The sequence below is a fragment of the Sphingomonas sp. AC522 genome (assembly GCF_979258125.1).
This window is the reverse complement of the sequence record NZ_OZ409836.1, coordinates 2,560,288-2,573,616: the sequence shown is the minus strand read 5'-3', so window position 1 is coordinate 2,573,616 and position 13,329 is coordinate 2,560,288. Positions and strand designations below refer to the sequence as shown.

The window sequence follows — 13,329 nt, the reverse complement described above, 5'->3', positions numbered from 1 at the left end:
CCTCTTCCGATGGGAGAGCGAAGAGGCCCGCCGCCGCGGGCGGTGGGAAGGGTGAGGGTGACTAGGTTTCGCGCTTCTCGATCTTCACCAGGATCGTGCCTTCGGTCACCTGTGCGCCGGCTTCGACATTCAGCTCGGCGACAGTGCCATCGAACGGCGCGGTCATGCCGTGCTCCATCTTCATCGCTTCCAATGTGACGAGGCGCTGGCCCTTGGTGACGGTGTCGCCTGCCGCGACATCGACCGCAGTGACGCGTCCGGGCATCGGAGCGAGAATTGCGCCGTCGCCTGCTGCGCCGCCTGCGCCGCTGCCGCGGGGCTGGTTGAGCCGATAGCTGCGGCCTTCGCCGAGGACGAAGCCGACGACCTCGTCCTGCGCCTCGCCATCGTCGGGGACTAGATTGGCGAGCCGATAGACATTGCCATCATCATCGACGATCTGCGCTTCGCTGCGCGATGCGGCGTTTAGCCGCAGGCCGGCGGCGTGCTCCCATACGCTGGCTGCCGGGCGCGCAATCAGCGCAGAAGCGGCCTCGCGAAGATGCGCTTCGTCGGGCGCCGGCGGGACCGTCAGATCGTCGCCGCGGCGGGCAATCAGTCCGGTATCGACATTTCCCGAGCGGAAATCCTCGTCCTCGCAGAGCCGCGCGAGAAAGCCGGCATTGGTGCGGACGGGCCACACCTCTACGTCGCTGGTCGCTTCCCAAAGCTCCTCGATCGCGTCCTCGCGAGTCTCGCCATGGACGACGATCTTGGCGATCATCGGATCGTAGAAAGCCGAGACGGCCCCGCCTTCCTCGACGCCGGTTTCGATGCGGGCATATTCGGGCAGATGGATGTGCTCGAGCGGGCCGGTCGAGGGGAGGAACCCGGTGGCGGGGTTCTCGGCATAAAGCCGCGCCTCCATCGACCAGCCTTGGATGCTCAACTCGTCCTGCTGCAGCGGGATGGGCTCGCCTGACGCGACACGCAGCTGCCACTCGACAAGGTCGACGCCGGTGATCTCCTCGGTCACGGGATGCTCGACCTGGAGCCGCGTGTTCATTTCCATGAACCAGATCCGATCGGCTCGCAGGCCCTCGCTGGCATCGGCGATGAATTCGATGGTGCCCGCGCCGACATAATCCACGGCTTTTGCTGCGCGTACCGCCGCAGCACAAATGGCTTCGCGGGTAGCTTCGTCCATGCCGGGGGCGGGGGCTTCCTCAATTACCTTCTGGTGGCGGCGCTGGAGAGAGCAATCGCGCTCGAAGAGGTGGACGACATTGCCATGGGTGTCGCCGAACACCTGCACTTCGATGTGCCGCGGCGAGAGGATATACTTCTCGATCAGCACGCGATCGTCGCCGAACGAGCTGACCGCCTCGCGCTTGCACGACTGCAGCATTTCGGCAAATTGCTGCGCAGCATCGACTCTGCGCATGCCCTTTCCGCCACCGCCCGCAACGGCCTTGATCAGCACTGGATAGCCGATCGCATCGGCTTCTTTCTGCAGGCGATCGGGAGACTGATCCTCACCCAGATAGCCTGGCGTGACCGGCACGCCCGCCGTAATCATGCGCTCCTTTGCCGCATCCTTGAGGCCCATCGCGCGGATGCTTTCCGGCTTCGGTCCGACCCAGATCAGGCCGGCGTCCGACACTGTCTGGGCAAAGTCGGCATTCTCCGAAAGGAAGCCGTAGCCCGGGTGAATTGCTGCGGCTCCCGATGATTTTGCTGCAGCAATTATGCGCTCGCCGACGAGATAGGATTCGCGCGCAGGCGACGGACCGATATGCACCGCTTCGTCAGCCTGGCGGACGTGAAGCGCCTGCGCGTCGGCGTCTGAATAGACCGCGACGGTGCGGATGCCCATCGCGCGCGCAGTGCGGATGATACGGCAGGCGATCTCGCCGCGATTGGCGATGAGCAGCGATTCGATCATCTCAGCACGCGCATCCCATTCCGCCCTTGTACGGTTTGCTCTGCCCGTCGCGCGAGATAGTGAGCGCGCCATCGCGGCCCCAGGTTTCTTCGCCCCCTTGCTCGACCTTGCCTTCGCCCTTGAGGGTGATCTTGTAGCCCTCGCAGGTAAATTCGGCCTCGCCGCCGGTCAGCGCGCTGGATTGCTCCTGTGTGATCGGGCAGGTTCTGAGCACGCCATCGATCCGCAGCACAACCTTGGTCGCGGCGACGGTCAGAAGGTCATGCGTGCCGTCGGAAAAACTGCAGAAGCAGCCGGGCTCCAGGCCGGAATCATCGCCATCCTTCAGCGGATCGAGCGCCACTGGTTTCGCGGCAGCAACCGTGTTGGCAGGAGCCGGGGCCGGGGCGGGCGCCGCGACGTTGTCGACCGGCGCTGCGTTCTGAACAGGCTCGGCCGGTGCCGCAGGCTTATTGCACCCAGATAGCAATGCGAGGCTGATCGCGGCCGGAGCAAAGAGAATTCTGATCATGGATGACGCTCCGGGAAACCGTGGCGGGTGTGAAGCGCCGCGAGCAGCGCTTCGATCTCATTGACGAACCCGACGCGCCCGTCCTCTTCGGCCAACACGAGGCAGGGGAGGTTCTGGTTCTTCTCGCCGATCAGCGCGACTATTTCGGCGCGCGGGCGGGAATAGGGGAGGCGGACCACATCGACGCGCGCCGTGCTGGCGGGGAAGGCGGCCAGCAGACCCTCCACGGTCATGCAATCCTTGCAATGGAAGGCGCGGCCTGGGAGCGCCGCATCGTCGAACTGACGCTCGAGCAGATAGAGGCGGTCGCGAGTCATTTTGCCGCGCATCCCGTGAAGCGGACGGACCAGGTTACGTTCTGGATCTTCCATTTGCCCCCTTCGCGCACCAGCCCGAAATTCTGGAAGCCGCAATGATGGACGGCGCCGTTGGTCGAGAAAATGTACCGGCCCCACACGCTCGCCATCGCGCCTTCAATTCGCACTTCGGGATCGATCATACGCTCTTCATAGCGGTCGGTGCTCGGATCGACGTCGGCATAGGTGGCGAGCGGCACGTTGCGCACGGTGCGCGTGCCGTCGGGCTTCTCCATGATCACTGTTGCGGTGCCGGTGTCGCGGAGCTGTGCGGTGATCGCGGCCCGGTCGTGCGCGGCGATGCCGGCAAAGGCGGCTTCGATCGTCGCGAGCACGTCTTGCGCATCGTCCGCCGGAGCAAGCGTGAGAAGGAGTGCTGCGATCACTTTGCTGCACAGCCTACGGTTCTCGAGGAGAAAGTGATGTTCATCACCTTCCATGCACCGGCTTCGCGGACCAGGTCGAAATGGTCGATGCCGCAATTGGAGAGCTTGCCAGCGACGGTGACGTCATAGGGTGCCCAGACCATCGCGATATTGCCGTCGATTTCGACCGCCGGGTTCCAGATACGCTCCTTGAACGCACGCTCCGGACTGAGGCGCTCGGCGAACTGGGTGAAGCTGAATTGATGCACGGCGGTGTCGCTCACGGAGGTGACACGGCCATCGGGATAGACATGGCGGAGCAGCGCCTGCTTGTCGCCGGCTTCGAGCGCCGCGAAGATCGCGGTGATCGGCGCGAGGACAGCGCCTTCGTCGCTGGCTTCGTAGGGAAGCGCGTTGGCGGGCGGGAGCTTGTCGCTGGCCTTTTGCGCGAGCGCGGGAAGCGGTGCGACGAAGGCGAGGGCGGAGAGGAGGAAGAAGCGCATGGATTCCCTTTCGGTCACATCCGGAACACGCCGAAGGCGGGGCGTTCGGGGATGGGTGCGTTGAGCGTTGCGGCGAAGGCGAGGCCGAGTATGTCGCGGGTCTGGGCGGGGTCGATGATGCCGTCGTCCCATAGCCGGGCAGTTGCGTGCCAGGGATTGCCTTCGTCTTCGTAGCGCTGGCGGATCGGCTGCTTGAAGGCTTCCTCTTCCTCGTCGTCCCATTTGTCGGCGTCGCGGTGGACGGTGGCGAGGACGCTCGCGGCCTGCTCTCCGCCCATCACGCTGATCCGGCTATTGGGCCAGCTGAACAGGAAACGCGGATTATAGGCGCGGCCGCACATACCGTAATTGCCGGCGCCGAAGCTGCCGCCGATCAGGATTGTGATTTTGGGAACGGTGGCAGTGGCGACGGCGGTGACGAGTTTGGCGCCGTGCTTGGCGATGCCCTCGGCTTCATATTTGCCGCCGACCATGAAGCCCGAAATGTTCTGGAGGAACAGCAGGGGGATGCGGCGCTGGCAGGCCAGTTCGATAAAGTGTGCGCCCTTGACCGCGCTCTCGCTGAACAACACGCCGTTATTGGCGATGATGCCGACCGGCATGCCCCAGATGTGGGCGAAGCCGCAGACCAGGCTGGTGCCATAGAGCGCCTTGAACTCGTGAAACTCGCTGCCGTCGACCAGCCGGGCGATGACTTCGTGGACGTCATAGGGCGCGCGGACATCCTGGGGGACGATGCCGTATAGATCGCTGGCGTCATATTTAGGCGGGCGCGGATCGAGCAGCTTGATTGCGGGCTCGGCATCGGCGGGCAAGTGGCTGACGATGTCGCGGACGATGGTGAGCGCATGCTCGTCATTCTCGGCGACATGATCGACCACGCCCGACTTGCGGCCGTGCAGGTCGCCGCCGCCAAGATCCTCGGCACTGATCACTTCGCCGGTTGCAGCCTTTACCAGCGGCGGGCCGGCGAGGAAGATCGTGCCCTGGGCGCGCACGATCACGCTCTCGTCGCTCATCGCCGGGACATAGGCGCCGCCCGCCGTGCAGCTTCCCATCACGCAGGCGATCTGGGGGATGCCGAGCGCCGACATATTGGCCTGGTTGAAGAAGATGCGGCCGAAGTGATCGCGATCGGGAAAGACTTCGGCCTGGTGCGGCAGGTTCGCGCCGCCTGAATCTACGAGGTAGATGCAGGGCAGGCGATTGGCTTGGGCAATCTCCTGCGCGCGGAGATGCTTCTTGACCGTCATCGGATAATAGGTGCCGCCCTTCACCGTGGCGTCGTTGCAGACGATCATCACGGTGCGGCCTGAGACGCGGCCAATGCCGGCGATCATCCCCGCACCGGGGACCTCGCCGTCATACAAATCATTGGCGGCGAGCTGGCCGATTTCGAGGAACGGGCTGCCGGGATCGAGCAACCGCTCGACGCGGTCGCGGGGGAGGAGCTTGCCGCGGGCTTCGTGGCGCTCGCGCGATGCCTGCGATCCGCCCAATGCGGCCTGGGCAACGTCGGCGCGGAGCCGTTCAGCCAGCGCGCGATTGTGCGCAGCATTGGCGCGGAAGACCTCGCTATCGGCGGAGACCTTGGTGTCGAGCACCGGGGCGCTCATATAGGGCATCCTTCCTGACCTAGTTTTTGCTTTGCCTACACCTAGAAATCCGCGTTGGGAAGGTGCTGGCGCGCGCCATTTTCTGGGTGTAGCACATGCCTATCACGGCGATACGGAGTTCCCCCTTGAAGACTCACATGATCCTGCTCGCGGCGCTGCTCGCGACCACTGCCTGCACGCCCTCGGGCCCGGGCGGCAATGCCACCACCGCGAGCGCGGGAACCGCGATCGGCGTCGATCTCGACGGCCTCAACAAATCGGTGAAGCCGGGCGACGATTTCGATGAATATGCCAATGGCGGCTGGCGCGGCAAGACGGAGATCCCGGCCGACCGATCGAGCGTCGGCACCGGGCTGATGGTGTTCAACAAGGCCGAGGCGAACAACGTCGCGATCATCCAGGCCGCGATCAAGGCGAATGCCGCCGCGGGCACCGATACGCGCCGCATCGCCGATTGGTACAATGCCTATACCGACACCGCCGCGATCGAAGCCCGCGGGCTGGCGCCGCTAGGCGAGGAAATGAACCGGATCGGCGCAGTCAACGACAACAAGTCGCTGTCGACGATGCTTGGCAGCAATATCCGCGTCGACGTCGATCCGCTCAACGCGACCGATTACAATACCGAGAATCTGTTCGGCCTGTTCGTCAGCCAGGGCTTCGACAAGCCCGATACCGTTGTCCCCTATGTGCTGCAGGGCGGGCTGGGCCTTCCCGAGCGCGATTATTATGTGTCCGCCGATCCGCAGATGGCGGGGCTGCGCACCAAATATCAAGCCTATATCGGCCGGCTGTTCACTCTCGCCAACATGACCGATCCCGATATGCGGGCTAAGCGCGTGTTCGATCTCGAGACCAAGATCGCACAGGCGCATACCGACAATCTCACCACCCAGGATGCCCACAAGGCGAACAATCCCTGGACCAAGGCCGATTTCGCCAAGAAGGCGCCGGGGATCGATTGGGACGCGTTCTGGAATGCCGCCGGCCTGGGCGCGCAGAACGACTTCCTCGTCTGGCATCCCGCTACGACGGTGAAGCTCGCGCAACTCGTCGCGAACGAGCCGATCGACGCGTGGAAGGACTGGCTTGCATTCCATAGCATCAACCAGGTGACTGCCGTGCTGCCGGCCGCGTTCGATCAGGCGCGGTTCGATTTCTTCTCGAAGGAGATGAACGGCCAGCAGCAGCAGCGTCCGCGGGACAAGCGCGCCATAGCCAGCGTCAACACCTGGCTCGGCGACGCAGTCGGCCAGCTCTATGTGAAGGACTATTTCCCGGCTTCGTCGAAGACCGACATTCAGAACATGGTGACTAACATCAAGGCGGCGTTCGACAAGCGCGTCGCCGGGCTGACCTGGATGGCGGACGGCACGCGGGCCGAGGCGCGCAAGAAGATCGAGACGATGCAGGTCGGCGTCGGCTATCCCGAGAAGTGGCGCGATTATGCGTCGCTCGAAGTGAAGGGCGACGATCCGGTGGGCAATATCCGCCGCGCGCAGCAGGCCGAGACGCGGCACCAACTGGCCAAGCTCGGCAAGGCGCCGGACAAGGGCGAATGGTGGATGACGCCGCAGACGGTCAACGCCGTCAATCTGCCGCTGCAGAATGCGCTCAACTTCCCGGCTGCGATCCTGCAGGCGCCCTATTACGATCCGACTGCGGATGCAGCGGCGAACTACGGTTCGATCGGCGCGATCATCGGGCATGAGATCAGCCACAGCTTCGATGATCTCGGCGCCACTTTCGACAGCGCCGGGCGCCTGCGCAACTGGTGGACGCCGGACGATCTGGCGCATTTCAAGCAAGCCGGCGCGGCGCTGGCTGCGCAATATGATGCCTATGAGGCGTTGCCTGGGCTACGCCTCAACGGCAAGCTGGAGCTGAGCGAGAACATCGCCGATGTGGCGGGCCTGGCCGCGTCCTATGACGCCTATCACGCGTCGCTGGGCGGCAAGGAGGCGCCGGTGATCGGCGGCCTGACGGGCGACCAGCGCTTCTTCCTCGCCTTCGCGCAGAGCTGGCGCGAGAAGGCGCGCGAGCAGCAACTCCGCGCCCGCGTCGCGACTGACGGGCATGCGCCGGCGCGGTGGCGGGCGATGACGGTGCGCAATCTGGACGCCTGGTATCCGGCGTTCAACGTGCAGGCGGGGGAGAAGCTGTTCCTGGCGCCGGACAAGCGCGTGAAGATCTGGTGAGGTAGAACTTCCCTCTCCCATCTGGGAGAGGGAAGGGGCCCGCAAGTGAGCGAGTGGGAAGGTGCGGGCAGGGCGTGGCTTCTGCCCTTACCCTTCCGGCGCTTCGCGCCTCCCTTCCTCTCCCGCTGGGAGAGGGAATTAGCCCCCCACCAATTCCCGGCCGATCAGCATGCGGCGGATCTCGTTGGTGCCGGCGCCGATATCGAGCAGCTTGGCATCACGGGCGAAGCGCTCGACCGGCCAGTCCTTGGTATAGCCTGCACCGCCAAGCGCTTGGATCGCCTCCAGCGACACGCGCACGGCATTCTCCGAAGCCAGCAGGATCGCGCCTGCCGCGTCAAAGCGGGTGGTGTTGCCCGCGTCGCAATTCTTGGCGACGGTATAGACATAGGCGCGGGCGCTGTTCAGCGCGACGTACATATCCGCGACCTTGGCCTGCATCAGCTGGAAGGTGCCGATCGGCTTGCCGAATTGCTTGCGCTCGCGGAGATAGGGAATGACCACATCGAGGCAGGCCTGCATGATGCCGAGCTGGATGCCGGCGAGCACGGTGCGCTCATAATCCAAGCCCGACATCAAGACGCCGACGCCGCCGTTCAGCGGGCCCATGACGTTTTCTTCGGGTACTTCGCAATCCTCGAACACCAGCTCGGCAGTGGGTGAGCCGCGCATGCCCATCTTGTCGATCTTCTGGCCGATCGAGAAGCCGGGCATGTCCTTCTCGATGATGAAGGTCGTGATCCCGCGCGAGCCTTCGCCGGTCTTGGCGTAGACCACTAGCGTGTCGGCATAGGCCGCGTTGGTGATCCAGAATTTGGTGCCGTTGAGGACGTAGCGGTCGCCCTTCTGCTCGGCGCGTAGCTTCATGCTCACCACGTCGGAGCCGGCGCCGGCTTCGGACATTGCGAGGCTGCCGACATGCTCACCCGAGATGAGCTTGGGGAGATATTTGGCCTTCTGCTCTGGCGACGCCCAGCGCTTGATCTGGTTGACGCAGAGATTGGAGTGGGCGCCGTAGGACAGGCCGATCGAGGCCGAGGCGCGGCTGACTTCCTCGCAGGCGATGACGTGCTCGAGATAGCCAAGGCCGAGGCCGCCATATTCCTCATCGACGGTGATGCCGTGGAGGCCGAGCTCGCCCATCGCCGGCCATAATTCGCGCGGGAACCAGTCCTCGGCGTCGATCCGGGCGGCGAGCGGCTCGATCTGCTCCTTGGCGAAGCGGCGGGTGGTGTCGCGGATCATCTCGGCATTTTCGCCGATGCCGAAATCGAGGGTGGCTTCCATGTTATCCTCTACCTTTTGATTCTGACCGGCTGGCGGCCTCAGGCCGTAACGATCATGCCGTCGCGGACGGTTACTGGCCAAACTGTTAGCCGTGCGCCCGCGCAAGGGCCACCCACGCAGACGCCGTCCTCGATCCGGTACAGCGCACCGTGCCAGCTGCACTGGATCAGGCTGGCGTCGGGAGTGAGATATTGATCGAGCTGCTGGGCGAGGGGGATCGCCATGTGGGCGCAGCGATCGACATAGCCGTGGACGGTCTCGCCCTTGCGGACGACGAAGCCGTGGAAGCGGCCCGCGCGCATTTCGAGGACGAAGTTGCGCGCGGTGTTGTCGGGGACGAAAGCGAGCGGCCCGAGGGTTACACCGGGGGGCGTGGCGGTGAGGTGAGTCACGGGCACCAAAAATAGGGACAGTCCCTATTTTCCTTCCTATCGCCGGATAATAAGCGAGCGGTGGATTGGAAAATAGGGACTGTCCCTATTTTTACTTCCGTCACGGAAGGCGCGCCTTCGGAAAGCCCGCCCAGGCCGCGTCGTAATCGGGCTGTGAGGCTTCGAGCGCGAATTGGGTCGGCTTATAGGGCCAGCAGGTTTCGACCATGAACGCCATCGTGCCCGCGATCTTATGGGGTTTTAGATCGGCGTTGCTCGCGCCTTCCCAGCTGGCGACATCGGGACCGTGGCCTGCCATCAAATTATGCAGCGATAGGCCGCCCGGGGCGAAGCCCTCGGCCTTGGCGTCATAGGCGCCGGTGATCAGGCCCATCGCCTCGGACATGATGTTGCGGTGGAACCAGGGCGGGCGGAACGTATCTTCCCCCACCATCCAGCGCGGGGGGAAGATCACGAAATCGGCATTGGCGCGGCCGGGGACGTCGCTGGGCGAGGTCAGCACGGTGAAGATCGAGGGATCGGGATGATCGAAGCTGACGGTGTTGATCGTGTTGAAGCGCGACAGATCGTAGCGCCAGGGTGCGAAATTGCCGTGCCAGGCGACGACATCAAGCGGGCTGTGATCGAGCGTCGTAGTCCAGAGCGAGCCCAGATATTTCTGGATCAGCTCGAAGGGCTCGTCGCGATCCTCGAACCACGCTGCCGGGGTCTCGAAATCGCGCGGATTGGCAAGGCCATTGGCGCCGATCGGGCCGAGATCGGGGAGGCGGAACAATGCGCCGTGGTTTTCGGCGACATAGCCGCGGGCCTCGCCATCCGGGAGCATCGCGCGGAATTTCACGCCGCGGGGGATCAGAGCGATTTGCCCGGGCGCAATCTCGATGCGGCCTAGCTCGGTCAGCAGTTCGAGACGCCCAGCCTGGGGGATGAACAACAATTCGCCATCGGCATCGACGAGGGCGCGAGTCTCCATGTCCTTGTTGGCGGCGTAGAGATGCACCGCGACCCCCTCAAGATCGGCGGGATCGCGATTGGCGAGCATGGTCGTCATGCCGTCGATCAGATCGGTGCCGGGGGCGGGTGCGGCGATGGGATCCCAGCGCAGGCGGTTGGGGGGCAGGGGAGCGCTCACCGTCCCGGGAGCGAAGCGCTTGGCGCCCTCATAGCGCTCGAACGGCGGATGCTCGGCGCTCGGGCGCAGGCGATAGAGCCATGAGCGGCGGTTTTCGTGACGAGGTGCTGTGAAAGCAGTGCCGGACAGTTGCTCGGCATAAAGGCCGAAGGCAGGGCGCTGCGGCGAGTTGCGCCCGATGGGGAGCGCACCGGCGACCGCCTCGGTCGAGACGTGGTTGCCGAAACCGGGGAAATAGTCGGTCATCGCATCCTCTTGCCAGTGCGCGGTCTCTCTGTCTCGCGGGAGATAAAGTGTCAAATGATACTATATGCCGCGCGATCCTGCTTTGACCTGGTGAACCAAAACTATATTTCGGATCGCCCGCGCAATTCCTAGCTTCATACTAGGTTTTACGCCCGGAGTATCTGTATGGCCACCGCGCCGGTTTCCCGCAAATTGCCGTCCTTCGGCATTCAGGTTGCGATCGGCATGGCCGCCGGGCTCGCGCTGGGTCTGGTGGCGCGCTCGATCGGCAGCGATGGCGATTCCGCTAACGCGCTTGCCCAGGGGCTGCAGACGCTGGGCCAGATCTTCGTCCAGTTGCTCAAGGTGCTAGTGCCGCCTTTGGTGTTCACGGCGATCGTCGCGTCCATCGCGGCGTTGCGAGACCTGACCAACGCCGCCAGGCTGGTGGTGCGGACCCTGTTGTGGTTCGCGATCACCGCCGCGATAGCCGTGGCAATCGGCATCGCGCTCGGGCTGATTCTCCAACCCGGGCACCACAGCGCGGTCGCGCTCACTGCGGCGGCGGCGCCTTCGAGCACCGGAGGCTGGCTCGATTTCCTCAAGGGGCTGGTGCCTTCCAATTTCCTCGGTATCGCCGCGTCCACGAAGGTGACCGAAGGCGGCGCGACCACCGGCCTGTCGTTCAACGTGCTGCAGATCATCGTGCTGGCCATCGCGATCGGCGCGGCGGCGGTACGGGCGGGGGAGGCGGGCCACCGTTTCCTGGACTTCAATGCCTCCGCACTCGCGGTCTTCCGGCTGTTGCTGCGCTGGGTGATCCGGCTGACTCCGATCGGGACCGCCGCGCTGATCGGCGACGCCGTCGTGCGCTATGGCTGGGAGTCGCTGGCTGCGCTCGGGACCTATGCGGGTGCTGTCTATCTCGGGCTTGGGCTGGTTCTGCTGCTCGTCTATCCACTGCTGCTCTCGGTGCATGGCCTGAGCCCGCTGCGCTTTTTCGCCTCGGCCTGGCCGGCGATCCAGCTCGGCTTCGTCTCGCGCTCGTCGGTCGGGACACTGCCGGTTACCGAGGATCTGACCGAGCGCGCGTTGGGGGTGCCGCGGGCCTATGCTGCCTTTGCAGTGCCACTGGGCGCCACCACCAAGATGGATGGCTGCGCTGCTATCTATCCGGCGATATCGGCGATCTTCGTCGCGCAATTCTACGGCATCCCGCTCGGCCTCGATCATTATGTGCTGATCGCCTTGGTATCGGTGCTGGGCTCGGCCGCCACGGCGGGCCTGACTGGGGCGACGGTGATGCTGACGCTGACGCTATCGACGCTGGGGCTGCCGCTCGACGGCGTCGGCCTGCTGCTGGCGATCGACCCGATCCTCGACATGGGTCGCACCGCTACGAATGTCGCCGGCCAGATGCTCGTGCCGGTGATCGTGGCCAAGCGCGAAGGGCTGCTCGACGAAGCGCGGTTCAATGCGGGCGCGGATCTGGGCGGGGAAGCTGCCCGCGAGCCCGCCATCGCTTGAGGAAAGTTGGATGAGGAGGCGGCGCGTTCGGCGCGCCATCCCCCTCATCCCCCTGCAGTGTGGGCCAGGTTGCTCCCGGCTCCCCCTCTCCAACTCTAACTCGCTGGCCGTCGATCCCGGCGGAGCCGTGCCCTATGGGCGGGCTCACCGTGCCGGCCGGTCGACGGCGGCGCCGTCGCGCTGCATCGCGGATCAAGCTGCGCTTGCTCCTCGATCAGGCGTCGACTTTGATCACACCCCGGCGAATTTGATCCAGCTCGATGCTTTCGAACAGCGCCTGGAAATTGCCGTTGCCGAAGCCCTCATTGCCCTTGCGCTGGATGATCTCGAAAAAGATCGGGCCGAACATGTTTTCGGTGAAGATCTGGAGCAGCAGGCCCTCACCCGTCTCGACGCTGCCGTCGATCAGGATGCGGTTCTTGCGGAGGCGCTCAATATCCTCGCCATGGCCGGGGACGCGCTTGTCGATCAGTTCGAAATAGGTTTCGATCGTATCCTGCAACTTCACGCCGCGGGCGCGCAGACGCTCGACCGTGTCGTAGATGTCGGCCGTGGTCAGCGCGAGATGCTGGATGCCCTCGCCCTGATATTCGCGGATGAATTCCTCGATCTGGCTGGTGTCGTCCTGGCTCTCATTGAGCGGGATGCGGATCGCCTTGTCGGGCGCGATCATCGCCTGGCTGAACAGGCCGGTCGCCTGGCCCTTGATGTCGAAATACTTCTGTTCCTCGAAGCCGAACAGCTCCTTGTAGAAGGCGCTCCATACCCGCATCTGGCCGCGGCGGACATTGTGGGTGAGGTGGTCGAGCAGGTCGAGCCCAACATTGTTGGCGGCCTCCGCTTCCTGCCAGCCGGGGACTTCGGCCCAGTCGGCATAAAGGTCCACGCCGTCCTGAATGAAATAGAGGTAGCTGCCACCAATGCCCTGGATGACGGTGTCGTCTTCCTCGGTCGTCTGCGCGCCATGCGCGAGCGCCCATTCCATGGCCTTGGCCGGATCGGCGACGCGGAAAGCCATCGCGCTAGCCGAAGGACCGTGCGCCGCGCGGAACTCGGCTACGCGGCCGCCCTGATCGCGATTGAGCATCAGATTGATGCGGCCCTGCTTGTAGCGGGTGATGTTCTTGGTCGGGTGACGATGAGAAGCGACGAAGCCCATCTGCTCGAACTGCGCGGCCATCGCCTGCGGATCGGGCGAAGTGAATTCGACGAACTCGAAGCCATTGAGGCCGAGAGGATTGGTGGGGTCGTTCATGGCACGCTCCATTTCACCGCGGGCGCTACCGATTGGCG

The 13,329-nt window shown here is 64.4% G+C and carries 12 protein-coding genes; 2 read left to right on the top strand and 10 right to left on the bottom strand.

Annotated features, from left to right (window positions below; genetic code table 11):
* Window positions 1-61 precede the first annotated feature (61 nt).
* The 6 genes from ACZZZM_RS12815 to ACZZZM_RS12790 are packed head-to-tail and all read right to left on the bottom strand — an operon-like array spanning window position 62 to window position 5,275.
* Window positions 62-1,924 carry an acetyl/propionyl/methylcrotonyl-CoA carboxylase subunit alpha gene (locus ACZZZM_RS12815; RefSeq protein ID WP_463595477.1) on the bottom strand — a complete coding sequence of 621 codons (1,863 nt, stop codon included), beginning with the start codon at window positions 1,922-1,924 and terminating at the stop codon, window positions 62-64.
* Between the two features lies 1 nt (window position 1,925).
* Window positions 1,926-2,435: a hypothetical protein gene (locus ACZZZM_RS12810; RefSeq protein ID WP_463595476.1), complete on the bottom strand. Its 510-nt coding sequence runs from the start codon at window positions 2,433-2,435 to the stop codon at window positions 1,926-1,928.
* Complete coding sequence (locus ACZZZM_RS12805; protein ID WP_463595475.1) at window positions 2,432-2,752, bottom strand: DUF3088 family protein; 321 nt, start codon at window positions 2,750-2,752, stop codon at window positions 2,432-2,434. The genes ACZZZM_RS12810 and ACZZZM_RS12805 overlap by 4 nt, the downstream gene beginning before the upstream one ends.
* A complete protein-coding gene (locus ACZZZM_RS12800) occupies window positions 2,749-3,177 on the bottom strand; it encodes a nuclear transport factor 2 family protein (RefSeq protein ID WP_463595474.1) in 429 nt (142 codons plus the stop codon). Before ACZZZM_RS12800 ends, ACZZZM_RS12805 begins: the two co-directional genes overlap by 4 nt.
* Complete coding sequence (locus ACZZZM_RS12795; protein WP_463595473.1) at window positions 3,174-3,659, bottom strand: nuclear transport factor 2 family protein; 486 nt, start codon at window positions 3,657-3,659, stop codon at window positions 3,174-3,176. The genes ACZZZM_RS12800 and ACZZZM_RS12795 overlap by 4 nt, the downstream gene beginning before the upstream one ends.
* 14 nt (window positions 3,660-3,673) lie before the next feature.
* On the bottom strand, window positions 3,674-5,275 hold the full coding sequence (locus ACZZZM_RS12790) for a carboxyl transferase domain-containing protein (RefSeq protein ID WP_463595472.1): 1,602 nt from the start codon (window positions 5,273-5,275) through the stop codon (window positions 3,674-3,676).
* 137 nt (window positions 5,276-5,412) lie between these two features.
* Between ACZZZM_RS12790 and ACZZZM_RS12785 the strand changes: the two genes are divergently transcribed.
* Window positions 5,413-7,473 (top strand): M13 family metallopeptidase, encoded by a 2,061-nt coding sequence (locus ACZZZM_RS12785; RefSeq protein ID WP_463595471.1) that lies wholly within the window; start codon window positions 5,413-5,415, stop codon window positions 7,471-7,473.
* A gap of 138 nt (window positions 7,474-7,611) precedes the next feature.
* On the opposite strand, the gene ACZZZM_RS12780 is transcribed toward ACZZZM_RS12785, so the two are convergent.
* The 3 genes from ACZZZM_RS12780 to hmgA all read right to left on the bottom strand — a co-directional run bounded on the left by ACZZZM_RS12780 (window position 7,612) and on the right by hmgA (window position 10,530).
* Entirely contained in the window at window positions 7,612-8,760 is a 1,149-nt protein-coding gene (locus ACZZZM_RS12780; protein ID WP_463595470.1) for an isovaleryl-CoA dehydrogenase, read from the bottom strand.
* Between the two features lie 38 nt (window positions 8,761-8,798).
* Window positions 8,799-9,152: a Rieske (2Fe-2S) protein gene (locus tag ACZZZM_RS12775; RefSeq protein WP_463595469.1), complete on the bottom strand. Its 354-nt coding sequence runs from the start codon at window positions 9,150-9,152 to the stop codon at window positions 8,799-8,801.
* Window positions 9,153-9,252: 100 nt separating this feature from the next.
* Window positions 9,253-10,530: a homogentisate 1,2-dioxygenase gene (hmgA, locus tag ACZZZM_RS12770; RefSeq protein ID WP_463595468.1), complete on the bottom strand. Its 1,278-nt coding sequence runs from the start codon at window positions 10,528-10,530 to the stop codon at window positions 9,253-9,255.
* Between the two features lie 165 nt (window positions 10,531-10,695).
* Here hmgA and ACZZZM_RS12765 point away from each other — a divergent pair, with 165 nt between their 5' ends.
* Window positions 10,696-12,036: a dicarboxylate/amino acid:cation symporter gene (locus ACZZZM_RS12765; protein ID WP_463595467.1), complete on the top strand. Its 1,341-nt coding sequence runs from the start codon at window positions 10,696-10,698 to the stop codon at window positions 12,034-12,036.
* 214 nt (window positions 12,037-12,250) lie between these two features.
* Here ACZZZM_RS12765 and hppD read toward each other — a convergent pair whose 3' ends face one another.
* Window positions 12,251-13,291 (bottom strand): 4-hydroxyphenylpyruvate dioxygenase, encoded by a 1,041-nt coding sequence (hppD, locus tag ACZZZM_RS12760; RefSeq protein WP_463595466.1) that lies wholly within the window; start codon window positions 13,289-13,291, stop codon window positions 12,251-12,253.
* Window positions 13,292-13,329: the final 38 nt, after the last annotated feature.

Excerpts from the sequence above, each read along its gene's own strand:
- ACZZZM_RS12765 (WP_463595467.1), top strand. The coding sequence starts at position 10,696 with ATGGCCACCGCGCCGGTTTCCCGCAAATTGCCGTCCTTCGGCATTCAG.
- ACZZZM_RS12810 (WP_463595476.1), bottom strand. The coding sequence starts at position 2,435 with ATGATCAGAATTCTCTTTGCTCCGGCCGCGATCAGCCTCGCATTGCTA.
- ACZZZM_RS12795 (WP_463595473.1), bottom strand. The coding sequence starts at position 3,659 with ATGCGCTTCTTCCTCCTCTCCGCCCTCGCCTTCGTCGCACCGCTTCCC.
- ACZZZM_RS12785 (WP_463595471.1), top strand. The coding sequence starts at position 5,413 with ATGATCCTGCTCGCGGCGCTGCTCGCGACCACTGCCTGCACGCCCTCG.
- hmgA (WP_463595468.1), bottom strand. The coding sequence starts at position 10,530 with ATGACCGACTATTTCCCCGGTTTCGGCAACCACGTCTCGACCGAGGCG.
- ACZZZM_RS12790 (WP_463595472.1), bottom strand. The coding sequence starts at position 5,275 with ATGAGCGCCCCGGTGCTCGACACCAAGGTCTCCGCCGATAGCGAGGTC.
- hppD (WP_463595466.1), bottom strand. The coding sequence starts at position 13,291 with ATGAACGACCCCACCAATCCTCTCGGCCTCAATGGCTTCGAGTTCGTC.
- ACZZZM_RS12815 (WP_463595477.1), bottom strand. The coding sequence starts at position 1,924 with ATGATCGAATCGCTGCTCATCGCCAATCGCGGCGAGATCGCCTGCCGT.
- ACZZZM_RS12805 (WP_463595475.1), bottom strand. The coding sequence starts at position 2,752 with ATGACTCGCGACCGCCTCTATCTGCTCGAGCGTCAGTTCGACGATGCG.
- ACZZZM_RS12780 (WP_463595470.1), bottom strand. The coding sequence starts at position 8,760 with ATGGAAGCCACCCTCGATTTCGGCATCGGCGAAAATGCCGAGATGATC.